The following is a 22095-nucleotide window of genomic DNA, read 5'->3' as shown; positions in this document are numbered from 1 at the left end:
CGACCGATCTCCTTGTCGCGCTTCACATCTTCTCGCCCGGCAAGGCGGCTGCCTGCTTCACCCAGGCGGTGAACTGGGCCTCGTCGAGGTCGTCATGCTCGTAGATATCGAGATAGCGCACCTCCTTCTGCTTGGAGGGGCCGGGCGGCAGCGGGTCGAGCGCGGCGCCGCGGAAGAAGGAGATTTTCACGTATTTCGCGAAACAGTGCAGGCCGAGGAAAAAGCTCTGTTCGTCGGCGCCGTAGAGCGGCGAGTTCCATTTGACCGCCTTCCTGACGCCGGGGATAGCGGCACTGATCAGTGCATCGAGCCGGGTGCCGAGACCGCTCTTCCAGCCCGGCATGGCAGCGATATAGGCCTGGATCGGCGCCTCGCCATAGCCCTTGGCGATCTGCGGATTGCCGCCCGAAAGGAGCACGGGCTGCGCGTCTTCGGCTTTCGGCTTCGCAGCCGCCTTCGAGCTCTTGCCGGCCATAGCTCCGCTCCTAGCCTTCCGCCCGACGCCCTTGCCGCCGACCGGCAGCATAGGGCAGCACGAACATGTAGAGCCCGGAGACCATCATCAGGAAAAGCGGCAGCAGCGGGGAGTAGACGATCCAGGCCGGCGGCTCGCCCAGCGCCATGGCGACGAAGTTGGCGATGACGGTCGCGGTGAAGATGATCGACAGCCAGCGATGGGCTAGCCGAATGGAGCCGTTCAAGGTCAACGAAGCCTCCTTCCTGAAACCGGAGTGGGGTGACATGGCTATTCGGCTTTTGCGAGCAGCTCTTCGAGCTTGTCGAAGAAGCGCGGCCAGCCGCTCCTCGCGCCGCCATAGGCCAGCTTCTGATCCGGCCGGAAGCCGACCTGTTCCATGCGCAGCAGCGTGCCCTTAGGGGGCGGAGAGAGCGTGAAGGTGACCACGCTCTTCAGGCTGAAGGCCGCCTCCTCATGGGCGAGGTCCCAGCTGTAGGACAACGTGCGATTGAGCTCGATGGCGAGGACCTCGCAATCGAGCACCCCGCCCCAGTCGCCGTGCAGCTTGAAGCGGTGGCCGAGGCTGGGCACGAAATCGTTCCGCATCAGCCACTCAGCGATCAGATGCGGCTGGGTCAGGGCGCGCCAGAGTTTCTCCGGCGGATGGGCGATCTCGCGCTCGACGATTACCGAGCGCGTCTGCGGGGCGGAGGTGCTCACTGGTCCATCCTGTCGAGCAAATTTTCGAGGTCGTCGAAGCGTGCTTCCCAGAAGCCGATCATCTGGCTGGTCCAGTCGATCATGGGGCTGAGCGCCCCGATCTGGGGGCTGTAATGGGTCTGGCGACCTTCCTGGCGGTCGCGCACCAGCCCGGCCTGCTTCAGCACGCCGAGATGCTTGGACACGGCCGGCTGCGAGACCCCGGCCTGCGCCGTCAGGGCGCCGACGGTCTGTTCGCCCTCGCGGCAGAGGCGTTCGAAGATCGCCCGCCGGGTCGGGTCGGCGAGCGTTCTGAACAGCATGTCGTGGGCAACTGGCGTCATGATATATAACTCATTGGCTATGGATTAATTCATAACCATCGAGATATGGATTGGTCAAGCGCCCGCGTCCGGCATGCAGGGCGGAGGCGCGTCGCAGGCGCTGGACCGCATTGCGGCGGTCCAGCACGATGCGCCGGAAAACCCAGGTGCAGCGGCGCTGCGCTGCAGTCGGCCTTCTGGAGAACCTCACCATGGATCTGAAGCTCAGCGGCAAGCGTGCCCTCGTCACCGGGGGCAGCAAGGGGATCGGCCGCGCGATCGCGCGGCAATTGGCGCTGGAAGGCGTCGATGTCGTCATCGCCGCCCGCAATCAGGCGGAGCTCGACGCTGCCGCGGCCGAACTGGCGCAGGAGAGCGGGTGCAAGGTCGTCGGGCTCGTCGTCGACACGCAGCTCGATGCCTCGGTGAAGGCGCTCGTCGCCGGCACGGTCGCGGCGCTGGGCGGGCTCGACATCCTGGTCAACGCCGCGGCGCGGCCGGCGAGCCAGGCGGCGCCGCCCAAGCTCGCCGAGATCACCGACGCGCTGTTCTGGGACGACGTCAACGTCAAGGTGATGGGCTATCTGCGCACGGCCCGCGAGGCGGCGCCGATCATGGCCGCCAATGGCTGGGGCAGGATCATCAATATCAGCGGCCTCAATGCGCGGATGACCGGTTCGGCCATCGGCTCGATCCGCAATGTCGCCGTGGCGGCGCTGACCAAGAACCTCGCCGACGAGCTCGGCCCGAAGGGGATCAATGTCACCGTGGTGCATCCCGGCGTGACGCGCACCGAGAAGACGGCGGGCATGTTCGCGGCGCGGGCGGCGGATGCCGGCGTCGACCCGGCCGAGATGGAGCGCCGCGCGGCCGCCAATGTCTCGATCGGCCGCCTGGTCGACGCGGCGGAGGTCGCCGACCTCGTCGCCTTCCTGGCCTCGCCGCGCAGCGTCGCGGTGAATGGCGACGCCATCGCCGCCGGCGGCGGCACGCGGGGGGCGATCCACTACTGAGCGGCCGCGTCCCGGCCCGTCAGCTCCTCAGGATGAGCGGTGAGGGGAGGCGAGCGGCCTTCAGAACAGCGCGGTCGGCGCGAGCTCGGCCAGCACCATCAGACCAAGGCCGAGCAGGCCGAGGGCGCCGCCGGTCCAGGCCAGCATGGCGACGCCGGTGATGATCGCCGCCGAGGAGATCACGATGGCGATCTGGAGCAGGCCGGAGACGATGTCGTATTTGTCGTCGCGGGCGCTGGAGATGTCGCGCCGGGCTTCCGCCGCCTTGGCGCGGGCGATCAGCTCCTTGCGGCCTTCCTGGGTTTCGGGTTCGGTGTCGTAGCGGGCGATCGTCGCCTTCCAGCCATCGATGCGTTTCTGCAACCGCTCGCGGGTGGCCGGCTCGGTCGTGCCGGCGAGCTCGACCTCCATCGCTTCGGCGGCGGTGCGCAGGGTGGTGCCGCGAATGGTCTTGGCCTGGAAGAAGGACCAGAGGTTCGATGCCTCGATGTTCCTGGCGAGCGCGTCCTGCTCGGCGTTCTTGCCACCGATCTCGGCGAAGGCCAGCATCAGCGCGAGGATCGCGATCAGCAGGGCGATGTGCTTGTTGACCCTGCTCCCGGTCGTGCTCTCCTCGGTGACGTCTTGGGTAGTTGCAGCCATGAACCTGATTCCCCGGGGATCGCGCAGCGCAGATCAGCTGGTCGCGGCGCGGAATCAAGCGGGATTTCCGTAGGGTCAGGCATTATCAACGGGCGCGGGGGTGGGCGGCGTCATAGGCGGCGAGCAGCCGGCTGGAATCGATGCGGGTGTAGACCTGCGTCGTCGAGAGCGAGGCGTGGCCGAGCAGTTCCTGGATGGCGCGCAGATCGCCGCCGCGGCCGAGCAGATGCGTGGCGAAAGAGTGGCGCAGCGCATGCGGGGTCGCGCTGCCGGGCAGGCCGAGCGAGCCGCGCAGGCCTTCGACCGCGAGCTGGATGATGCGCGGCGAGAGCGGCCCGCCCTTGACCCCGACGAAGAGCGGCCCGTCCGGCTCGAGTCGCCAGGGGCATTGCGCGAGATACTCCGCAACGGCGTCGACGACGACCGGCAGCACCGGCACCATTCTGGTCTTGCCGCCCTTGCCGAGCACGGTCAGGGCGTCGCCGGTGCTCGCCGGGGCTTGGGCGCGCTTCAGGCCGAGGGCCTCGGAAATGCGCAGGCCGCTGCCATAGAGCAGCGAGAGCACGGCGGCGTCGCGCGCCAGCACCCAGTCGGGCCGGTCCTCGCCGACGCGGGAATCCGCCTTGGTGACGGCGGCGGCCGCCCTGGCATCGAGCGGGCGCGGCAGACCCTTGCCGAGGCGCGGGCCGCGCGTCGCGGCGAAGGCGGCGGCGCTGAGCCGGCCGTCGCGCTCGCCGAAGCGGGCGAGCGAACGCAGGGCAGCGAGCTGGCGCATCAAGGTGCGGTTGCCGGCACCGTCGCGGCGGCGCTGGCCGAGAAAGGCGCGCAGATCGGCGGGCTTCAGCGCCGCGACGGCCTTGAGGTCGGGCGAAGCACCGAGATGTTCGCTGAGGAAGGCGCGGAACTGGTTGAGATCGCGGCCATAGGCCTCGAGCGTCTTCGGCGAAAGCCGGCGCTCATGCCCGAGATGGGCGAGCCAGTCGCGCTGCAGGGTGTCGAAATCGCTCATGTTCCGATCATGGCGCGCGCGCCTTAACAAGCGCTGTGCGTCAGTGCCGCTCGGACCTTGCGGTCGTCCTCATAACCAGGAGCGATGACCGCCATCGTCTTTGGCGGCATTCCCGCGGCCTGCAGCGGCTGCTATGAGCCAAGGTAGAGATTGTTCAGGGGTGACCATTTTGAGCGCGATCGACAGCCAGGGCCTGAGCTTTCCCTTTCCCGAACCGCCGGCGCCGGGACAGGTGATCGAGATCGTGCCCGGCGTGCTCTGGGCCCGCATCGCGCTGCCTTTCCGGCTCGACCACGTCAACATCTACCTGATCGAGGACGGCGATGGCTGGGCGGTGATCGATACCGGCATCGGCGATGCCGCGACCAAGGCCGCCTGGCTCGCCTTGACCTCCGGCCCGCTCGCTGGAAGGCGCCTGACGCGGCTGTTCGTGACGCATTACCATCCGGACCATATCGGCCTCGCCGGCTGGCTTCACGAGCAGTTCGATACTCCGCTCCTGACCAGCCAGACGAGCTATCTCGGCTGTCTCAACATCTCGCTGAGCCCGGGCGCCTCCGAGGCACCGGTCTACAAGGATTTCTACCTGCGCCATGGTCTCGACGCGCAGGTCACCGAAGTGGTCTCGACGCTCGGCCATGGCTATCTGCGCATGGTGACGCCGCTGCCGCCGACCTTCACCCGCGTCGTCGCCGGCGATGTGCTGAGGATCGGCGGGCGCGACTTCTCCGTGCTGGCGGGCGACGGGCATGCGCCGGAGCAGTTGATGTTTCATTGCGCCGAGGCCGGCATCTTCCTCGCCGCCGACCAGGTCCTGGCCAAGATCACGCCGAATATCAGCGTCTGGGCGGTCGACCCCGAGGGCGATCCGCTCGGGCTCTATCTGCGCTCGCTGCGCGCCATCGCGGCGGCAATCCCGCCGGAGACGCTGGTCCTGCCCGGGCATCAATTGCCGTTCCGTGGCCTGCAGGCACGCTGCGCCGAGCTCGCAGAGCATCATGGCGAACGCTGCCGGCTGATCGCGGAAGCCGTGGCGCACGGACCGCATTCGGTCGCCGCGCTCGTGCCGGTGATGTTCACCCGCCCGCTCGATCCGCACCAGCTCAGCTTCGCCTTCAGCGAGGTCTTCGCCCATGTGAATGCGATGCTGCGGCTGGGCGAGCTGCGCTGGGCGGCGCCGAAGGACGGCATCATGCGGGTCGAGTCCGGTCGCTGAGCCATCTCCGGCTGCGGCCGTTCGGGCAAAAACATTAAGTATGATGGCCGAAGCTTGACCGCTGACGGTTGGTCACTACGCGGAATTAGGATTTTCTCGCCATTGATGCACGCCAATGGAGGCGTGATTTCGGTGGGTACTGACGCTGTTGGACCGTCGGAGGCGCGGAATGCCGCGAAAACGACGGGAAAAAACAGAGCCATGGCGATTCCGGCGATCATCCGGGCGATGCGACCGCATCACTGGCTCAAGAACGGCCTCGTCTTCGTCCCGATCCTGCTCAATCACGACGTCTTCGACGTCCACGCCGTCGCCTATGGCGCAATCGCCTTCATCTCGTTCTCGCTGCTGGCCTCCTCGATCTACCTCCTGAACGACATCGTCGACGTCGAGGCCGACCGGCGCCACCCGACCAAGTGCAAGCGCCCGCTCGCAGCCGGCGAGATCACCAAGGCGCAGGCCTATGCGATGGTGCCAGGCCTGATGATCGTGGCCTTCGGGCTCGCCTGGTTCCTGCCGCGCCCGGATCTTTATCTTTTGGCGCTCGGCGCCTATCTCGTGCTGGCGCTGGCCTATCTGTTCTTCCTCAAACGCAAGCTGCTCGTCGATGTGCTCGGCCTCGCGGCGCTGCACACGCTGCGCATCCTTGCCGGCAACGCGGCGGCTGCTATCCCGCTCTCGTCCTGGCTGCTCGCCTTCTCGATGTTCCTGTTCCTCAGCCTGGCGCTGGTGAAGCGCTATGCCGAATTGCGCATCACCCAGGACCAGTCCGGGTTGAAGAAGGCCGGGCGTGGCTATCATGCCGAGGATATCGAGGCGCTCTCCCAGCTCGGCATGGCCTCGGGCTGCACCTGTGCGCTGATCATGGCGCTCTATGTCGACAGTGCCGCGGTCAAGGAGCTCTACCGCTATCCGCAGCTGATCTGGCTGATCTGCCCGATCGTGCTCTACCAGATGGCGCGGATCTGGTTCATGGCCCGGCGCGGCCAGATGCCGGACGATCCGCTGGTGTTCATGATCCGTGACTGGCGCAGCCAGCTGATGGGGGCGGTCGTCGTCGTCATCATGGTCGCCGCCTCGGTCCTGCCGTGAAAGGCCGGCCGGCCGATCTTCGCTCCTGGGGCGGGCTGCGCACGCATGGCTCGGAGCTGCTCGAACCGGCCGACTGGCTCGCCGCTCCGGTTGCACAAGAGGCGCGGGTGCTGGCTTATGGCAATGGCCGCTCCTATGGCGATTCCTGCCTGAACGATGGCGGCGGGCTGATCGCGACGCGCCGGCTCGGACGCATCCTCTCCTTCGATGAGACGAGCGGGGTGATGGTCTGCGAGGCCGGCGTCCTGCTCGACGAGGTGTTGGAGCTCGTGGTGCCACTCGGCTGGTTCCCGCAGGTGACGCCGGGCACCTGTTTCGTCACCATCGGCGGGGCGCTCGCCAACGACGTCCACGGCAAGAACCACCACCGCGCCGGAACCTTCGGCCGGCATGTGCTGTCCTTCGAACTTGCCCGCTCGGACGGGGCGCGCCTGACCTGCTCGCCGGCCGAGCATGCCGACCTTTTCGCCGCGACCATCGGCGGCATGGGGCTGACCGGCCTCGTCACGCAGGTGACGCTGCAATTGATGAGGGTCGAATCCGGCGAGATGCTGCAGGAGGCGATCCGCTTCGAGGGGCTGGAGCGCTTCTTCGAGATCGCGGCGGAATCGGATGCGACGCATGACTACACCGTCGCCTGGATCGATTCAGCTGCCGGCGGCCGAAACTTCGGGCGCGGGGTGTTCTTCCGGGCCAATCATGCTCCGGCCTCTTCGGCGCCGCCGCCCAAGGCTGCGCGGACACTGCCTTTCCCGATCACGCCGCCGGTCTCGCTGATCAACCGGCTGACGCTCAGCGCCTTCAATGCGCTGTACCTCGCCGCCCAGCCGAAGACGGCAGAGCCCCGGCGCATTCCCTACCGGCCGTTCTTCTACCCGCTCGACCGGGTGAGCAACTGGAACCGGGCCTATGGGCCGAAGGGCCTGCGCCAGTTCCAGTGCGCCGTGCCGATGGCCGATGCCCGCGCCGCCGTCGAGGCGATGCTGCGCCGGACGCTCGACGCCGGCGAGAGCTCATTCCTGACGGTGCTGAAGCTGTTCGGCGACGTGCCGTCGCCGGGGATGATGTCGTTTCCGATCGCCGGGGCGACGCTGACGCTCGACTTTCCGCATCGCGGCGAGCGTACCTTGCGATTGCTCGACGAACTCGACCGCATCGCGATCTCGGCCGGCGGGCGTGTCAACCCTTACAAGGATGCGCGCATGTCGCCGGCCACTTTTGCAGCGTCCTTCCCGCACTGGCGGGATTTCGCCCGCCATATCGATCCCGGCTTTTCCTCCGGGTTCTGGCGGCGGGTGACCGAGGGCGTCTGAGTCAGGCCGGGGCCTTCTCCGGCGTGGCGGCCGGCTGCTCGACCGTCAGCACGGTCAGGGTGTGCTGGCGCCCGTCGCGCGCCGTCCAGGCGATGGACTGGCCGGCCGCGAGCCCGATCAGGGCGGTGCCGATCGGGGTCAGGATCGAGATCCGGCCCTGCTCGATATCGGCTTCTCCGGGGAAGACGAGCTGGACGCGGCGCTGCTGGGCCGTGTCGGAGCTGAACTCGACGATCGAGCCCATGCGCACGACATCGGCCGGCATCTGCTTGGGGCTGACGACCTTGGCGCGGTCCATTTCGTTCAGCAGTTCCTCGGCGACCTCGGGAATGCGCTCGAGGGCGGCGGTGGCGAGACCGGTCAGGCGCTCGAGATCGCTTTCCGTGACGACGATCTTGGGCTTGCGGGGCGGCTTCTGGGTCATGATGACGCGAATGTCCTGTGGTGGCGCATGCCGACGCGCGGCGCTGCTTCGAAAAACGTGAATGTGGAGGTTGCGCCTGTAAGATCGTGCTGCGGACAGCGTAGACAGCACCCCTGAACTCGGGGCGCGTAAGGCCGAGTCCGGGGCTAAACGTCCGCGATCGGGAGGATCCGGAGAACGGTGCTGCGCAGCGTGGTCATGCCTATAAAGTTGGTTTGTTCCGAGGTTCTGTCAAGCCTCGCTTGGGGATGAGACGGCGCACGGCAAAAAGGGCCGGCTTTCGCCGGCCCTGAGGCATCCGGGAGATGTCGTCGCAGCGTCTCAGCCCTTGCTGACGGCGACCTTGCGCAGATAGTCGGTGACGATCCGGGTGATGCCGCGCGAGAGCAGGTCGTCGAGTGCCGTGATGAACTGGTCGCACTGCTCGCGGGTGACGATCAGCGGCGGTTCGAGCCGGATCACGTTGCGGTTGTACTCGGTGAAGGCGACGAGCACGTCGTAATCCTTCAGCAGCAGCGCGCCGATGAAGCCGCAGAGCGAGCCCTTCAGCTTGTCGTCGAGCAGCGCGACCATGTGCTTCAGCCCGAAGGGCATGGTCTCGCTGATGTCCTGGAACTCGACGCCGATCATCAGCCCGCGGCCGCGGATCTCCTTGAGCAGGCTGGGATGCTTGGCGCGCAGCTCGTTCAGCCTTGCGATCAGATAATCGCCCTGGCGCTGCGCATTGCCCATGAGGTCTTCCTCATAGAGCACGTTGAGCCCCTCGATCGCGCTGATGCAGGCCTCGCCCATGCCGCCGAAGGTGGCCTGGGCGTGGATCAGCGCCGCCTTCGGCTTGCCATAGGCCTTCATGTAGATCTCGCGGCGGGCGATCATCGCGCCGACCGCGGCCTTGGAGCCGCCGAGCGCCTTGGCGAGCGCGGTCACGTCCGGCACGACGCCGTCACGCTCGAAGGCGAAGAACTGGCCAGTGCGGCCGAGCCCGCACTGGACCTCGTCGGCGACCCAGAGCACGCCATGCTTGTCGCAGAGCGCGCGCAGCTCGCGCCAGAAGCCGAGAGGCGCCTCGACGATGCCGCCGCCGCCCTGGATCGTCTCCATCACGACGATGCCGATCGCCGGATCGCTCTCCAGCGCCAGCCGCACCGCCTCGATATCGCCGAAGGGCACCTTGACCCGGTTGTCGACGAGCTTGAACTGCGACTGGTAGAGGTTGGAGTCGGTGACCGAGAGCACGCCCTTGGTCTTGCCGTGGAAGGAGTTTGCCGCGTGCAGGATCTTCGATCTGCCGGGCCCCTGCGCCTGCTCGGCGACCTTCAACGCCGCTTCCATCGCCTCCGAGCCGGTCGAGCCGAGGAAGACCATGTCGAGATCGCCGGGCGCGATCTGGGCGAGGTTGTGGGCGAGGGCCGACGCATATTGCGACATGAACGCCATGCAGATCTCATGGCGGTTCTCGGCCTGGAACTTCTGCCGGGCCGCGATGATGCGCGGATGGTTGTGGCCGAAGGCGACCGAGCAGAAGCCGCCGAAGAAATCGAGGATCTTGCGGCCGTCCCTGGTGATGTAGTGCATGCCCTCGGCGCGATCGACGATGATCTTGTCGAAACCGAGCAGCTTCAGGAAATGCAGCTGGCCGGGATTGATGTGGCTGGTGAAGAGGTCCTTCACCTGGGTGGCGTCGAGCTGCTTGGCGGCCTCGACGCTGATCAGCTTCGGGCGGGCGGGAGCGGCGGGGGCCATGTCGTCCTCGTTCCGGTAAGCGGGCATGCTCATGCTGCGAGGCTCCTTTCGGCCTTGGTCCCTGCGGTCTTTGCCTTGCGGTATTCGGTGTAGGCGGCGAGCAGCATGTCCTCGTCGCGGTGTCTGGGCGTCCAGCCGAGCTCGCGCTTGGCCTTGCTGGTGTCGAGGATGCAGACCTCGTTGGCGATCTTGTACTGCTCGGGGTCCATGATCGGCAGGTTGACCGCGTCCAGCGTGTCGAGCGCGAACTTGACCAGAGGCGCCGGGGTCGGCAGCAGGATCGATTTCGAGCCGGCATGCCTGATCAGGTCGCCGAGCAGCTTCTTCACCGGCGGCGGATCGTCCGAGCCGAGATTATAGGCGCTGTTGGGGAAGTCCGCCTTCCAGGCCGCGATGCAGGCGCTGGCGCAGTCGAAGACCGAGATGAACTGATAGGGGTTGGTGCCTGCGCCGATCATCGGCACCGGCAGGTTGAGGTCGATCAGCCGGAAGAGCTTGACCAGGATGCCGAGCCGGCCCGGCCCGATGATCAGGCGCGGCCGGAAGATCGGGATCTGGAAGCCCCGGTCGCGATAGCCCTGGGCGAGCTTCTCGGTGGCGAGCTTGCTCTCGCCATATTCGCCGAGCGGGTTCGCCGGATGGGTCTCGTCCTGCGGTACGGTCACGGCATGGCCGTAGATCATGTCGGTGGTGAAGTGGACGAGCTTGCGGGCGCCGTTCTTCTCCATCCATTTCAGGATGTTCTCGGTGCCGTGATAGTTCACCGGCCAGAAGAAATCGTGGCGTTCCTTGCGGGTCACGATCGGCGACAGCATCTTGGCCGAGAGGTTGTAGACGAGGTCGTCCGGCGTCAGCGCGATGCTCTCGACGCTGGCGGCGTCGGTGACGTCGATCTTCTGGAACGGCACCTTGTCGTAATGGGCGTGGCTGCTCTTGTGGATGTCGCAGACGAGGACCTCCTCGCCCATGGCGGCGAGGTCGGCGGCAAGATGCGAGCCGACGAAGCCGTCGCCGCCGATGATGATGTGTTTCATGTCCGGGGAGCCGCTGGTTCGAAGATCAAGGACTGCATCAACGCGGCGCGTCGGGCAGGCGAGGGCGGGTGCGCGTCGGCACCGGGATCGGCTTCAGCATGGGCTCCGCCGGCGGGACGAGGAAGGTGCCGAGGCGCAGAATGAAACGGGCGATCAGGTCCATGGTTTCCCTCAGCTTTGTGCGATGAAGACCGTGCCCAGGACGATGAGGCCGATGCCGGCGATGCGGGCCGGGCTCAGATCCTCCTGGAAGACGAAATAGGCGTAGACCGCGACCACGACGTAGGCGAGGCTCAGGAACGGGTAGGCGTAGCTGATCTGTACCTTCGACAGCACGATCAGATGCGAGGCCATGCTGACCACGAAAGTGCACAGGCCGGCGAAGACGAAGGGGTTGAAGACGACGCGGAAGATGGTCGCGATCAGTCCATCGCCGCCGACATCGAGATGGCCGACCCCGGTCATCCCGCGTTTCAGCATCAGTTGCGCCGCGGCATTGGTCAGCACCGTGAACAGGATCAAAGGCAGGTAGGCATTCATCGAAACGGGATTTTCCGCGTGGCTGATGCCGCCCTGAATGGCGCGGAAAATACTTCGAATGCCTTACGCTACGGGACCTTATCGGCCCGTAACCTTAAAAGTGTACTGCATCGACCACGGAAAGACGCGGGCTTCCCTTCGGCCATGCCTTCGCTGGCGCGGCCGCCGGCAGGCTGAGATGCGGGGCGCAGGCGCGAAATCATGGCGGGAATGTGCCCCGGATTGATCCTGAGGCTGCGCTGCTCTAAGGTTAATCATTCCTTAACCTGGATTTCCAACCCGCCATGGCCGACCTGCTCCGGCTCGCGTCCCGTACTCGCTCCGAGCTCCTGCAGGCCAGCCCCTGGGCGTGGCCGTACGAGCTCGTGCTCAATGCGGCCGAGGTGCTGCCGCAGCACGGCTCGGAGGAGCTTCGAGCGATCCACGCGGCGCGGCGCGAGGCGACCTTGCGTCGCCTTGGATCCGGAGCGGCGGCCTGGAACTCCTGGGCGGCGACCATGACGAGCCTGCGTCGCAAGGCGGGCGACGATCCGGCCCTGACCTCGCTCTGGCAATTGCTCGCCGGTGTCGAGCTGGTCGACGAGAGCTTCGACGGGGAATTCGACGTCGCCGGCTTCCACTTTCCGGGTGCCGCGCGCTTCGCCGGCTCGGCCTTCGGCAGCGATGTGTGGTTCACCGATGCCAGGTTCTCCGGGCCGGCCGATTTCCGCGACGCGACGTTCGCGGGCGACGCCTTCTTCGAACGCACGCGTTTCGCGGCCGGGGCCGATTTCGGGGCGGCGCATTTCCAGCGCGGCGCGGAGTTTCGCGAAATTTCCTGTGCCGGCACGCTCGGCTTCGTCGAGGCCGAGTTCTCCGGCAGCGTCTGGTTTCGCAGTTCGTTCTTCGAAGGGCCGGTGCGCTTCCGCGGCGCCAGGTTCGGATGGGAGGCGGGGCTAGGCGATTGCCGCTATCGCGGACCGGCTGATTTCGTCGAGGTCGATTTCGCCGATAATGCCGGCTTCGAGAATGCGATCTTCGAGCAGAGCGCGACCTTCGCGCAGGCGCGCTTCTGCCAGGCGGCCTGGTTCAGCGGAGCCCAGTTCCGCGGCGAGGCGGTGTTCGACCGCACCCGTTTTCTCGGCCGCCGGCATTTCGACGGCATCGCGGTCTCGGTGCCGCAGACCCCGGTGGCGACGCAGGCCGCCGTCCTCGAACGGTTGCGCGCCGCCTTCTCGGGCTGAGCCGCGCGAGGACTCGCCTTATCTCGATCAGATCGGGAGCGCGTCGTCCTTGGCGATGGTCTGCTGCAAGGCGGGCCTCGCCAGCATTCGCTCCATATAGGCTTCGAAGGCTGGCAGGTGCGGCAGGGCGCCGATGATGTTCATGCCGAAATGGATGCTGCTGCCGAGTTGGGTATCGGCGGCGGTGAAGCGCTCGCCGGCGGCATAGGGATGGGCGGAAAGCCGTTTCTCGAGATTGGCGACGGTATCGGCATGCGAGCCGAAGGAGAAGCTGCGCGGTTCATAGGCGAAGTCGTGGACCTTGGTGGCGATGATCGGGTCGAGCACTGCGTCGGCATAGACCAGCGCGGTCAGGAAGGCGGCCCGGTCGGCATCGCCGATGGCGGGGGCGAGCCCGGCCTCCGGAAACCTTTCGGTGAGATAGAGGCAGATTGCGGCGCGCTCGGTGACGACGGTGCCGTCATGGACGATCGCCGGTACCTTCTTGTGCGGCTGGATGGCGCGGTAGCTCTCGGGCGGACCATCCTTCGCGCGGATGTCGACGAGCTCCATGGTGTAGGGCTGGCCGAGTTCCTCCAGCAGCCAGAGCACGGAGAAAGAGCGCGATTGCGGAGCGTGATAGAAGGTCAGCATGGCGATGTCCCTTTCGGCGTTTCCTCAAGCGATGGGCGGGCTGATAGGGGCGCCCTGGGTCGGTCGTTGTCAGGATCGATGCGCTGGTGCTGCCGCAGGCTCATGGATTCCGACCGGGCCTTGCTGTCGCTGCTCCGCCGCCGCCGGGGAGCCAGGGTTGACCCGGCTTTCCCAATTCCGGTTAAATCCCGGCGGGGGGCGTTGCAGGGATCATCATGCTGCGCGCCATTGTCTTGACTGCCGCCGCTCTGGCTTTCGCTACGCCTGCGTCGGCCTATTCCAACCCGATCAGCCGCGGGCTCGCGGACTTCCTCAACATCTTCAGCGAACAGCCGGTGCCGCGCCAGCTCGTTGCCTGGAACGGCAAGCAGGCGCCCGGCACGGTCGTGGTCTCGACCAGCCAGAGGCGGCTCTATTACGTGCTCGGCCAGGGGCGGGCGATCCGCTACGGCGTCGGTGTCGGCCGGCAGGGTTTCAGCTGGTCGGGCACGAAGATTGTCTCGCGCAAGCGCGAATGGCCGGACTGGCGTCCGCCCGCGGCGATGCTGAAGCGCCGACCCGACCTGCCGCGCTATATGGCGGGCGGAATGGAGAACCCGCTCGGTGCGCGGGCGATCTATCTGGGATCGAGCCTCTATCGAATCCACGGTTCGAACGAGCCCGACACGATCGGAGCGGCGGTCTCCTCGGGCTGCATCCGGATGACCAATCGCGACGTGATGGACCTCTATGATCGCGTCAGGCCCGGGACCAAGGTCATCGTGCAGCGCTAGCCGTCGCTGTGGCCGCGCCTGATCCGGCGGACCATGCTCCAGACCAGCAGCAGGGCGATGGGAACGAAGAGTGCGGTCGCGATGCCGACATCGACAGGCAGGTAGCCGGCATCCTTGGCGCCCTTGGCGAGATAACCGAACAGGCTGACGACGTAATAGCCGATGGCGGCGACCGAGAGTCCTTCGACTGTCTGCTGCAGGCGCAGCTGCAGCCGGGTGCGCTCGTTCATCGCCGCCAGCAGGTCGCGGTTCTGCTGCTCGAGCGCGACGTCGACGCGGGTGCGCAGCAGGTTGGCGGCACGGGCGAGCTTGCGCGAGAGATCGGCCTGGCGCTCCTGCAGCATCTGACAGGTGCGCATCGCCGGCGCCATCCGCCGGGAAAGGAAGGCGGCGATGGTCGGCCAGCCCCGGTACGGCGCTTCACCGATCGCGGTGAGGCGCTGACCGACGATGTTGTTATAGGCGCGGCTGGCGCCGAACCGGTAGTTCGACGAAGCGGCTTCCGATTCCATCGGCGCGGCGAGCGCCGTCATCTCGTCGAGCAGGGCATTGTCGGCGGCGAGCCCGTCGGTCTGCGTCATCGTGCCGGCGATACGGACCAGCGCCTCCTCGGTCGCCCGCACGGAAGGGGCGAGGCGTTGCGCCTCCGGCAGGCCGAGCAAAGCGAGGACCCGATAGGTCTCGATCTCGAGCAGGCGCTGCGCCAGCGCCCCGGCCCGCGAGGGCGTCAGCGACCGGTCGAGGAGGAGGATGCGCACGAAGCCGTCGGGATCGGGCTGGAAATCCGCCGCTGCGATCGCGCCCTCGCTGTCGACCAGCGAGGCTGCGAGGCTCGCCGGATCGAAGATCTCCTCGAGCGGCGGCGCTGCTCGCTCGGGTAGCAGATGCAGGTCGACCGCGACCAGATGCGGTCCCGGCTGCGGTAGCTCCAGCATGAAATGCGGCAACTCCCTGCCGGCGGGAGTGAACGGCGCATTGCCATTACCCGGCAGCTCCCAGCTATAGGTGGTGAACTCGCTGTGCTGCTCCCAGCGCAGTCCGATCTCGCCGAGCCGGGCGCGATGATGTTTGGCGCCCTCGGCGGGGCCTGCGACGCCTCGCCCGGCGCAGAAGCCGGCGAGCGCCTCGCGGTCGGCACTGGCCTGCGCCTGGTCGGTCATGAAGGCGAAATGCAGCAGGCGCTGCGGCGTCTCCAGCGGGGCGAAGGGCCGGGCATGGATCTCGGCGAGGATCGCGCCGCGCGCAGGATGCGGGCTGAGCGTCGGGGCCGGCCTTGCCTCGCTGCGATCCATGCTGTCCTGCCCTGCCATGACCGGCTCTGCGGCTCGGTTCCGCGCCCATCGCCGAACTTGCAGCAAAGCCCCGGCGACGGAAAGATCGGCATGGCGTCGCATCGTCTGGGAGGGGTTCGTCATGGCTTCGAAGATCGGCCCCGTGAAGCGCACAGCTGCCTGGCGCCGGAGGAATACCTGATGATCGCGAGTTCGGGCGCCGCGCGGCCGCGCGCCGGAGCATTCTTCGAGCGACGCGGACACCGGCTCGCGTGAGAAGAAGCGATGAAACAAGGAATCGGAGCATCCGCGCTGCAAAGGGGCGCGGATGCTCCGGGGCCGACAGGTTCAGCGCTGCTGACGCGATCCGGCGGCGGCCGGCCTAGATTGCGCTGATCGCCGGAAAGCTTCGCTGCCAGCCATGCCCCTGCCAAACCGCATCCGTCCCGATGGCACGCTGTTCGCCGACCCGGCGCGCGGCACGCTGTTCGGCAATCGCGGCGGCAGGTTCCATGATCCGGCGACCAGGGCCCTGCCGCGACGGCTCTATGCGACGCAGCAATGGATCTGCTGTGTCCTGTCCTTCAAGGGTCGGCAGCGCGATGTCTGGGGGCGGTACTATACCGAGCTGTTCTTCTGCGACGAGGTCACGGCCCTGGCGGCTGGCCATCGCCCCTGCATGGAATGCCGGCGCGGCGATGCGCTGGCCTACCGTGCCGCGCTGGTCGCCGGGCTCGGCCTCGGGCGCGAGCCGAGCTTCCCGGAGATCGACGAAAGGCTCGACGGGGAGCGCCGCCGCGGGCGTGAGAAGCGCCTGCACCGGCTCGACGCCACGGGACTGCCTGACGGTGCGATGATCATCGGCGACGATGCGACATTCCTGGCCCTGCGTGGCGATGCGGCGGTGCTCTGGTCGCCGGCCGGCTATGTGGCGCGGCGGTCGCGGCCGACCGGGCCGGTGCTTGTCTGCACGCCGCCCGCGAGCCTGGCCGCGCTGGCCCATGGCTTCCAGCCGCGCTGGCATGCGAGCGTGACGGCGCTGGTCTGAACCGGACGGGGAACCTTCTCGGCGCCTGCGACGTTGTCCCGCCATCAACAATCGTGGCAATCAAGGGGGCAATGTCATGCGCTCGATCGCATTGTGGCTGCTTGGAATTCCGATCCCGATCATCATCCTGATCTGGCTCTTCGTCCGCTGATCTTGGTCCGCTGACAGGAACTGACAGAATAAATTGCTATGGCCGGGCGCGTCCCGGCCATATTCTTTTGCGGTGGGGAATCGCGCAGGCTGGGCGGAGCTGCGCGGCGCCGCCTTGATCAGATCGCCTCGTCCCTCCAGCAGCGTTCCGCCATGCAGCCGATCATCCAGATTTCCGGTCTCTCGAAGACCTATGCCTCGGGCTTCCAGGCGCTGAAAAGCGTCACGCTCGACATCAGGCGCGGCGAGATCTTCGCCCTGCTCGGGCCCAACGGCGCCGGCAAAACGACGCTGATCAGCATCGTCTGCGGCATCGTCAATCCGAGCACCGGGACGGTGCTCGCCGACGGTCACGACATCATCGCCGATTACCGCGCCGCGCGCAGCCGCATCGGCCTCGTGCCGCAGGAGCTGACCACCGACGCCTTCGAGACCGTCTGGGCGACGGTCTCCTTCAGCCGCGGCCTGTTCGGCAAGCCGAAGAACCCTGAGATCGTCGAGCAGGTGCTGCGCGATCTCTCGCTCTGGGACAAGCGCGACAACAAGATCATGACGCTGTCGGGCGGGATGAAGCGGCGCGTGCTGATCGCCAAGGCGCTGGCGCACGAGCCGCAGATCCTGTTTCTCGACGAGCCGACGGCGGGCGTCGATGTCGAACTGCGCCAGGACATGTGGAAGCTGGTGCGGCGCCTGCGCGACAGCGGCGTCACCATCATCCTGACCACGCACTATATCGAGGAGGCCGAGGAGATGGCCGATCGGGTCGGCGTGATCAGCAAGGGCGAGATCATCCTGGTCGAGGACAAGGCCGAGCTGATGCGCAAGCTCGGCCAGAAGCAGCTCACCCTGCACCTCCAATCGCCGCTTGCGGCGGTGCCGGAGGCGCTGGCGGGCTATGGGCTGACCCTGCGCGCCGATGGCGAGGAGCTGGTCTACAGCTACGACACCAAGGCCGAGCGCACCGGCATCACGGCACTGCTCAGCGATCTCGCCGCGGCCGGCATCCGTTTCAACGACCTGCAGACCAGCCAGTCCTCGCTCGAGGACATTTTTGTCGGCCTGCTGAGGGCGAACGCATGAGCGCCGTGACCATGAACCTGCACGCGATCAAGGCGATCTACCTGTTCGAGATGGCGCGGACCTGGCGCACGCCGCTGCAGAGCATCCTCTCGCCGGTGATCTCGACCTCGCTCTATTTCGTCGTCTTCGGCGCGGCGATCGGCTCGCGCATGCAGGCGATCGACGGGGTGCCCTATGGCGCCTTCATCGTGCCGGGCCTGATCATGCTCTCGCTGCTGACGCAGAGCATCGCCAACGCTTCTTTCGCGATCTATTTCCCGAAATTCACCGGCACGATCTTCGAGCTGCTCTCCGCGCCGGTCGCCTGGTGGGAGGCGGTCTTCGCCTATGTCGCGGCGGCGGCGACGAAATCGGTGATGCTCGGGCTGATCATCCTCGTCACCGCCTTCCTGTTCGTGCCGCTGAAAATCGAACACCCGCTGTGGATGCTGCTCTTCCTGGTGCTGACGGCGACGACCTTCAGCCTGTTCGGCTTCATCATCGGGGTCTGGGCCGACGGGTTCGAGAAGCTGCAGGTGGTGCCGCTGCTGATCGTGACGCCGCTCGCCTTTCTCGGGGGATCGTTCTACTCGATCGACATGCTGCCGCCCTTTTGGCGGACGGTCACCCTGTTCAACCCGGTCGTCTACCTGATCAGCGGCTTCCGCTGGAGCTTCTTCGGCTTCGCCGATGTCGGCATCGCCGTCAGCCTCGGCATGACGCTGGTCTTCCTCGTTGCCTGCATCGCGGTGATCGCCTGGATCTTCAAGACCGGCTACCGGCTGAAGAACTGAGGTCGCGTTCGCTTTGAAGCTGCGCCGTCATTCCGGCGCAGCTCCCAGGAATGCGAGCCGCTTCGGCCTCAGGCCGCCTTGATCTGCTTGAAGAAGGTGTCGAGCTCGCCCCGTAGCGTCGCCGCCTCGCGGGCGAGATGCTCGGCGGTGCGCAGGACCTCGGCGGCCGAACGCATCGCCTCGTCGGAGGCCGCCGTGACGCCGGCGAGACGCTGCGCCACCGTCGCCGCGCCATGCGCCGTCGCCTGGGCGTTGCGGGCGATCTCGGAGGTGGTCGCGCGCTGCTCCTCGGTCGCGTCGGCGATGGCGGCGGTCTGGTGCGAGACGTCGCTCATCGTGCGCGTGATGATGCCGATGGCATTGACCGCGCCCTCCGCCTCGCCATGGAAAGCCTCGATCTGGCTGGCGATGCCGTTGGTCGCCTCGGCGGTGCGGTTCGCCAATGTCTTGACCTCGGCGGCGACGACCGCGAAGCCGCGCCCGGCCTCGCCGGCGCGGGCGGCCTCGATGGTGGCGTTGAGGGCGAGCAGATTGGTCTGCTCGGCGATGTCGCGGATCAGGTCGATGACGGTGACGATCTGCTCGGAGGCGCGGGCGAGATTGCCGACATGGCGGCTGGCGCCGAGCGCTTCGTCGCTGGCGCCGCCGACCATCGCATTGGCGCGGGCGAGGCGAGCGGAAATCTCGGTGATCGAATCGGTCAGGTTGTCGGCGGCGTTCGCGACCTGCTGGACATTGCCGGACGCCTCCTGCGAGGCCGTCTCGGCGCGGCCGATCTCGGAGGTGGCGGCGACGGCAAGCCCGTTCAGCATGCGCGCGGCTGTCTCCAGCGTCTGGACGCCGCCGCCGACCGTCTGCAGCGCGTCGGCGAGCCTTGCATCGAAGGCAGTCACGATCTCGTCGATCCGCCGCTGCCGGGCGAGGCGTCCGGCCTCGTCGCCGGCGGCGGCGCTCTCGAGCGCGGCGCGCGCTCTGGCATTGTCGCGGAAGACGGCGACGGAGCGTGCCATGTCGCCGATCTCGTCGCCGCGCTCGACCAGCGGGATCTCCTCGACCGGCTCGGCGGCGGCGAGGCGGCGCATCGTCGCCGAGAGCCGCAGCAAGGGACCGGCGATACGGCGCTGGACGAGCAGCAAGGCCAAGGCGAGGCCACCAGCCAGGGCCAGGGCGCCGGTTCCGATGAGCAGATCGGCGCTGCTCTGCTGCATATGGACAAGCTCGGTATCGAGCGAGGCACTGCGGGCATCGTTGGTGCCGGCGATCCGCTTCAGGGCTTCGTTCAGCGCCTTGCGGTTGCTGCGGTTGCCTTCTTCATTGCCCATCGCCCGGGCGGCGGCGATCGAGCGCTCGCGCGCCAGGCGGACCATTTCGCGACGGAAGGCGACGAACTCCTCGACGCGTCGTGCGACGTTGGCGAAGCTCTCCTGATCGCCCGGGCCGATCAGCGGCCGCCAGTCCTGCATCAGCACTTCGATCTCGCGCAGGCCCTGCAGCAGCAGCGGGATGAAGCGCTCGGCGCCCGCGAGGTCATCGCTCATATAGATGCCGCGCGATTCCATGACGACGCCGTTGACCAGCCCGTTGATACGCTCGGCAATGGCGGCGCGGTGCGAAGCGGACTGCATCTCCTTCGTCGTCGTCGCATAACGTTCGAGCGTCTTGACGCCGAACGCGATCGCCAGCGCTGCCGCTATGGCGAGCAGCAGCACGGCTGCGAGGATCTGACGCGATATGGTGCGCAGCATTGGCAGGGCGATCTTGAGCGCGCGAGCCGCGACTTTCCCCCTGGCGCGCGGCGTGAAACCGCCGTCAGGCTAGGCGCGGCTCGGTTAATTTTGCGTTGGGCCCGTCAAAAACGCCGGCTCAGGCCGGGGCAGGGCGATTGACTCAGGAGCCGGCATCCTGTCTCAACCACGCCATGACCGATCTTCAGACACTCGACGGCGCCGTGGCCGTCGCCGCGCCGCATGCGCGCCGCCGGACCTTCGCGATCATCTCGCACCCGGACGCCGGCAAGACCACGCTGACCGAGAAACTGCTGTATTTCGGCGGCGCGATCCAGCTCGCCGGCGAGGTCAGGGCCAAGGCCGGCCGGCGCCAGACCTCCTCCGACTGGATGAAGATCGAGCGCCAGCGTGGCATTTCGGTGGTCACTTCGGTGATGACGTTCGAATATGGCGGGCATGTCTTCAACCTGCTCGACACGCCGGGCCACGAGGACTTCTCGGAGGATACCTACCGGACGCTGACGGCGGTCGACAGCGCGGTGATGGTGATCGACGCCGCCAAGGGCATCGAGGCACGCACCAAGAAGCTGTTCGAGGTCTGCCGTCTCAGAGACATCCCGATCGTCACCTTCATCAACAAGGTCGATCGCGAGACGCGCGACCCGTTCGACCTGATCAACGAGATCGAGACGACGCTGGCGCTCGACGTCGCGCCGATGACCTGGCCGGTCGGGCGCGGGCGCGAATTCGTCGGCACGCTGGATTTCGCCTCGAACACCTTCCGCCGCAACCAGAAGGGCGACGAGACCGATGCCGGCACGGCCGTCGCCGGCGAGGACGATCCGCTCTTCGACGAACTGCTGCCGAACGGTGCGGTCGACAGCTGGCGTGAAGAGGTCTTCCTGGCGCGCGAAGGGCTGAAGCCGTTCGATCTCACGGCCTTCCGCGAGGGGCATCTGACGCCGCTTTATTTCGGCGCGGCGCTGCGCGATTACGGCGTGCGTGATCTGATCGACGCGCTCGGCCGCCACGCGCCGAGCCCGCGAGCCCAGATCGCCGACAAGCGTGCGGTCGAGGCGGGCGAGCCGAAGATGACCGGCTTCGTCTTCAAGATCCAGGCGAACATGGACCCGAACCATCGCGACCGGATCGCCTTCATGCGCGTCTGCTCGGGCAAGCTCTCGCGCGGCATGAAGGCGAAGCTGGTGCGCACCGGCAAGCCGATGCCGCTGAACGCGCCGCAGTTCTTCTTCGCCCGCGACCGCTCGATTGCCGAGGAGGCCTATGCCGGCGACATTGTCGGCCTGCCGAACCATGGCACGCTGCGCATCGGCGATACGCTGACCGAGGGAGAGGAGATCATCTTCAAGGGCGTGCCGTCCTTCGCTCCGGAAATCCTGCGCCGCGTCAAGCTCAAGGACGCGATGAAGGCCAAGAAGCTGCGCGAGGCGCTACAGCAGATGGCCGAGGAGGGCGTCGTCCAGCTCTTCCTGCCGCATGATGGGGCGCCAGCCATCGTCGGCGTCGTCGGCGCGCTGCAGCTCGACGTGCTGAAGGAGCGGATGGAGGTGGAGTATTCGCTGCCCGTCGACTTCGAGCCCTGTCAGTTCGCGATCGCGCGCTGGGTCTCGAGCGATGACAAGCTCGCGCTGCAGAAGTTCATCGCTCTGAAGCCGTCCTCGATGGCCGATGACCTCGACGGCGACCCGGTGTTCATGGCCTCGTCGCAGTTCACGCTGAAATACGATGCCGAGCGCTCTCCGGATATCAGCTTCTCGGATGTGAAGGATTACCAGAAGGTCGCTGGCGGCTGAGGCTGCCGGGGGCTCGACATGGTCGGCCTCGAGCCGACCATGTCAGAAAGCAATGGAACTCCGGCGAACGGCATTCTGTCGGATGTTCTCGGACCTGA

The 22095-nt window shown here is 66.9% G+C and carries 24 protein-coding genes and 1 pseudogene; 11 read left to right on the top strand and 14 right to left on the bottom strand.

All coding sequences use genetic code 11. From position 1 onward, the window contains the following. Positions 1-22: 22 nt before the first annotated feature. From ACWGRX_RS08330 to ACWGRX_RS08315, 4 genes are read right to left on the bottom strand one after another with little or no spacing between them, the layout of a single operon-like run. Complete coding sequence (locus ACWGRX_RS08330) at positions 23-475, bottom strand: DUF1801 domain-containing protein (protein ID WP_452117160.1); 453 nt, start codon at positions 473-475, stop codon at positions 23-25. Positions 476-485: 10 nt separating this feature from the next. Further along, a complete protein-coding gene (locus ACWGRX_RS08325) occupies positions 486-743 on the bottom strand; it encodes a hypothetical protein (protein WP_452117159.1) in 258 nt (85 codons plus the stop codon). A 2-nt stretch (positions 744-745) separates the two neighbouring features. Next, positions 746-1177 carry an SRPBCC family protein gene (locus tag ACWGRX_RS08320; protein WP_452117158.1) on the bottom strand — a complete coding sequence of 144 codons (432 nt, stop codon included), beginning with the start codon at positions 1175-1177 and terminating at the stop codon, positions 746-748. Then, the gene (locus ACWGRX_RS08315) at positions 1174-1500 is read right to left on the bottom strand and encodes an ArsR/SmtB family transcription factor (protein ID WP_452117157.1); all 327 of its coding nucleotides are present in this window, start codon (positions 1498-1500) and stop codon (positions 1174-1176) included. The genes ACWGRX_RS08320 and ACWGRX_RS08315 overlap by 4 nt, the downstream gene beginning before the upstream one ends. A gap of 191 nt (positions 1501-1691) precedes the next feature. Here ACWGRX_RS08315 and ACWGRX_RS08310 point away from each other — a divergent pair, with 191 nt between their 5' ends. Then, positions 1692-2492 carry an SDR family NAD(P)-dependent oxidoreductase gene (locus tag ACWGRX_RS08310; RefSeq protein WP_452117156.1) on the top strand — a complete coding sequence of 267 codons (801 nt, stop codon included), beginning with the start codon at positions 1692-1694 and terminating at the stop codon, positions 2490-2492. A 60-nt stretch (positions 2493-2552) separates the two neighbouring features. Here ACWGRX_RS08310 and ACWGRX_RS08305 read toward each other — a convergent pair whose 3' ends face one another. Both ACWGRX_RS08305 and ACWGRX_RS08300 read right to left on the bottom strand, forming a co-directional pair. Continuing rightward, positions 2553-3134, bottom strand: a complete 582-nt coding sequence (locus tag ACWGRX_RS08305) for a DUF4337 domain-containing protein (RefSeq protein WP_452117155.1) — start codon at positions 3132-3134, stop codon at positions 2553-2555. 85 nt (positions 3135-3219) lie between these two features. Further along, a complete protein-coding gene (locus ACWGRX_RS08300) occupies positions 3220-4143 on the bottom strand; it encodes a tyrosine recombinase XerC (protein ID WP_452117154.1) in 924 nt (307 codons plus the stop codon). 160 nt (positions 4144-4303) lie between these two features. Here ACWGRX_RS08300 and ACWGRX_RS08295 point away from each other — a divergent pair, with 160 nt between their 5' ends. From ACWGRX_RS08295 to ACWGRX_RS08285, 3 genes are all read left to right on the top strand, one after another. Next, complete coding sequence (locus ACWGRX_RS08295) at positions 4304-5359, top strand: MBL fold metallo-hydrolase (RefSeq protein WP_452117153.1); 1056 nt, start codon at positions 4304-4306, stop codon at positions 5357-5359. A gap of 105 nt (positions 5360-5464) precedes the next feature. Further along, a complete protein-coding gene (locus tag ACWGRX_RS08290; protein WP_291645701.1) occupies positions 5465-6451 on the top strand; it encodes a UbiA family prenyltransferase in 987 nt (328 codons plus the stop codon). Next, positions 6448-7764: an FAD-binding oxidoreductase gene (locus ACWGRX_RS08285; protein ID WP_452117152.1), complete on the top strand. Its 1317-nt coding sequence runs from the start codon at positions 6448-6450 to the stop codon at positions 7762-7764. Before ACWGRX_RS08290 ends, ACWGRX_RS08285 begins: the two co-directional genes overlap by 4 nt. 1 nt (position 7765) lies before the next feature. On the opposite strand, the gene rnk is transcribed toward ACWGRX_RS08285, so the two are convergent. The 5 genes and pseudogenes from rnk to ACWGRX_RS08260 form a co-directional block, all read right to left on the bottom strand. After that, positions 7766-8188, bottom strand: coding sequence for a nucleoside diphosphate kinase regulator (rnk, locus tag ACWGRX_RS08280; protein WP_291645699.1), 423 nt, complete (start codon positions 8186-8188; stop codon positions 7766-7768). Between the two features lie 321 nt (positions 8189-8509). Beyond that, positions 8510-9964 (bottom strand): aspartate aminotransferase family protein, encoded by a 1455-nt coding sequence (locus tag ACWGRX_RS08275; RefSeq protein WP_452117151.1) that lies wholly within the window; start codon positions 9962-9964, stop codon positions 8510-8512. After that, positions 9961-10965, bottom strand: a complete 1005-nt coding sequence (locus ACWGRX_RS08270; RefSeq protein WP_452117150.1) for an NAD-dependent epimerase/dehydratase family protein — start codon at positions 10963-10965, stop codon at positions 9961-9963. The genes ACWGRX_RS08275 and ACWGRX_RS08270 overlap by 4 nt, the downstream gene beginning before the upstream one ends. A 37-nt stretch (positions 10966-11002) precedes the next feature. Then, positions 11003-11128: a hypothetical protein gene (locus ACWGRX_RS08265; RefSeq protein WP_452117149.1), complete on the bottom strand. Its 126-nt coding sequence runs from the start codon at positions 11126-11128 to the stop codon at positions 11003-11005. 11 nt (positions 11129-11139) lie between these two features. Beyond that, a pseudogene (locus tag ACWGRX_RS08260) lies at positions 11140-11505 on the bottom strand (EamA family transporter); the annotation flags it as partial. Between the two features lie 284 nt (positions 11506-11789). On the opposite strand from ACWGRX_RS08260, the gene ACWGRX_RS08255 reads away from it, so the two are divergent. Beyond that, positions 11790-12728, top strand: a complete 939-nt coding sequence (locus tag ACWGRX_RS08255; RefSeq protein ID WP_452117148.1) for a pentapeptide repeat-containing protein — start codon at positions 11790-11792, stop codon at positions 12726-12728. 27 nt (positions 12729-12755) lie between these two features. On the opposite strand, the gene ACWGRX_RS08250 is transcribed toward ACWGRX_RS08255, so the two are convergent. Then, positions 12756-13361: a glutathione S-transferase family protein gene (locus tag ACWGRX_RS08250; RefSeq protein WP_452117147.1), complete on the bottom strand. Its 606-nt coding sequence runs from the start codon at positions 13359-13361 to the stop codon at positions 12756-12758. 215 nt (positions 13362-13576) lie between these two features. Between ACWGRX_RS08250 and ACWGRX_RS08245 the strand changes: the two genes are divergently transcribed. After that, positions 13577-14134, top strand: coding sequence for a L,D-transpeptidase (locus tag ACWGRX_RS08245; protein ID WP_291645693.1), 558 nt, complete (start codon positions 13577-13579; stop codon positions 14132-14134). Here the strand turns inward: ACWGRX_RS08245 and ACWGRX_RS08240 are convergent. Then, a complete protein-coding gene (locus ACWGRX_RS08240) occupies positions 14131-15444 on the bottom strand; it encodes a DUF3422 family protein (protein ID WP_452117146.1) in 1314 nt (437 codons plus the stop codon). The genes ACWGRX_RS08245 and ACWGRX_RS08240 overlap by 4 nt on opposite strands. 72 nt (positions 15445-15516) lie before the next feature. Here ACWGRX_RS08240 and ACWGRX_RS08235 point away from each other — a divergent pair, with 72 nt between their 5' ends. The 4 genes from ACWGRX_RS08235 (at position 15517) to ACWGRX_RS08220 (ending at position 18456) form a co-directional block, all read left to right on the top strand. Further along, positions 15517-15681, top strand: coding sequence for a hypothetical protein (locus ACWGRX_RS08235; protein WP_452117145.1), 165 nt, complete (start codon positions 15517-15519; stop codon positions 15679-15681). Between the two features lie 145 nt (positions 15682-15826). Further along, positions 15827-16453, top strand: a complete 627-nt coding sequence (locus tag ACWGRX_RS08230) for a hypothetical protein (protein WP_452117144.1) — start codon at positions 15827-15829, stop codon at positions 16451-16453. A 303-nt stretch (positions 16454-16756) separates the two neighbouring features. Beyond that, the gene (locus ACWGRX_RS08225; protein ID WP_452117143.1) at positions 16757-17683 is read left to right on the top strand and encodes an ABC transporter ATP-binding protein; all 927 of its coding nucleotides are present in this window, start codon (positions 16757-16759) and stop codon (positions 17681-17683) included. A gap of 11 nt (positions 17684-17694) precedes the next feature. Beyond that, positions 17695-18456 carry an ABC transporter permease gene (locus ACWGRX_RS08220; RefSeq protein WP_452117351.1) on the top strand — a complete coding sequence of 254 codons (762 nt, stop codon included), beginning with the start codon at positions 17695-17697 and terminating at the stop codon, positions 18454-18456. 68 nt (positions 18457-18524) lie between these two features. Here the strand turns inward: ACWGRX_RS08220 and ACWGRX_RS08215 are convergent, their stop codons facing one another. Next, entirely contained in the window at positions 18525-20201 is a 1677-nt protein-coding gene (locus ACWGRX_RS08215; protein WP_452117142.1) for a methyl-accepting chemotaxis protein, read from the bottom strand. Positions 20202-20374: 173 nt separating this feature from the next. On the opposite strand from ACWGRX_RS08215, the gene ACWGRX_RS08210 reads away from it, so the two are divergent. Further along, entirely contained in the window at positions 20375-21997 is a 1623-nt protein-coding gene (locus ACWGRX_RS08210) for a peptide chain release factor 3 (protein ID WP_452117141.1), read from the top strand. Positions 21998-22095 lie beyond the last annotated feature (98 nt).

The sequence above is a fragment of the Allobosea sp. NPDC055594 genome, assembly GCF_053618995.1.
This window is presented reverse-complemented; position numbering and strand designations above follow the sequence as displayed.

Coding starts and splice junctions, on each gene's coding strand:
- ACWGRX_RS08330 (WP_452117160.1), bottom strand. CDS start 475: ATGGCCGGCAAGAGCTCGAAGGCGGCTGCGAAGCCGAAAGCCGAAGAC.
- ACWGRX_RS08325 (WP_452117159.1), bottom strand. CDS start 743: ATGTCACCCCACTCCGGTTTCAGGAAGGAGGCTTCGTTGACCTTGAAC.
- ACWGRX_RS08315 (WP_452117157.1), bottom strand. CDS start 1,500: ATGACGCCAGTTGCCCACGACATGCTGTTCAGAACGCTCGCCGACCCG.
- ACWGRX_RS08310 (WP_452117156.1), top strand. CDS start 1,692: ATGGATCTGAAGCTCAGCGGCAAGCGTGCCCTCGTCACCGGGGGCAGC.
- ACWGRX_RS08305 (WP_452117155.1), bottom strand. CDS start 3,134: ATGGCTGCAACTACCCAAGACGTCACCGAGGAGAGCACGACCGGGAGC.
- ACWGRX_RS08300 (WP_452117154.1), bottom strand. CDS start 4,143: ATGAGCGATTTCGACACCCTGCAGCGCGACTGGCTCGCCCATCTCGGG.
- ACWGRX_RS08290 (WP_291645701.1), top strand. CDS start 5,465: ATGCACGCCAATGGAGGCGTGATTTCGGTGGGTACTGACGCTGTTGGA.
- rnk (WP_291645699.1), bottom strand. CDS start 8,188: ATGACCCAGAAGCCGCCCCGCAAGCCCAAGATCGTCGTCACGGAAAGC.
- ACWGRX_RS08275 (WP_452117151.1), bottom strand. CDS start 9,964: ATGAGCATGCCCGCTTACCGGAACGAGGACGACATGGCCCCCGCCGCT.
- ACWGRX_RS08270 (WP_452117150.1), bottom strand. CDS start 10,965: ATGAAACACATCATCATCGGCGGCGACGGCTTCGTCGGCTCGCATCTT.
- ACWGRX_RS08265 (WP_452117149.1), bottom strand. CDS start 11,128: ATGGACCTGATCGCCCGTTTCATTCTGCGCCTCGGCACCTTCCTCGTC.
- ACWGRX_RS08255 (WP_452117148.1), top strand. CDS start 11,790: ATGGCCGACCTGCTCCGGCTCGCGTCCCGTACTCGCTCCGAGCTCCTG.
- ACWGRX_RS08250 (WP_452117147.1), bottom strand. CDS start 13,361: ATGCTGACCTTCTATCACGCTCCGCAATCGCGCTCTTTCTCCGTGCTC.
- ACWGRX_RS08245 (WP_291645693.1), top strand. CDS start 13,577: ATGCTGCGCGCCATTGTCTTGACTGCCGCCGCTCTGGCTTTCGCTACG.
- ACWGRX_RS08240 (WP_452117146.1), bottom strand. CDS start 15,444: ATGGCAGGGCAGGACAGCATGGATCGCAGCGAGGCAAGGCCGGCCCCG.
- ACWGRX_RS08235 (WP_452117145.1), top strand. CDS start 15,517: ATGGCGTCGCATCGTCTGGGAGGGGTTCGTCATGGCTTCGAAGATCGG.
- ACWGRX_RS08230 (WP_452117144.1), top strand. CDS start 15,827: ATGCCCCTGCCAAACCGCATCCGTCCCGATGGCACGCTGTTCGCCGAC.
- ACWGRX_RS08225 (WP_452117143.1), top strand. CDS start 16,757: ATGCAGCCGATCATCCAGATTTCCGGTCTCTCGAAGACCTATGCCTCG.
- ACWGRX_RS08220 (WP_452117351.1), top strand. CDS start 17,695: ATGAACCTGCACGCGATCAAGGCGATCTACCTGTTCGAGATGGCGCGG.
- ACWGRX_RS08215 (WP_452117142.1), bottom strand. CDS start 20,201: ATGCTGCGCACCATATCGCGTCAGATCCTCGCAGCCGTGCTGCTGCTC.
- ACWGRX_RS08210 (WP_452117141.1), top strand. CDS start 20,375: ATGACCGATCTTCAGACACTCGACGGCGCCGTGGCCGTCGCCGCGCCG.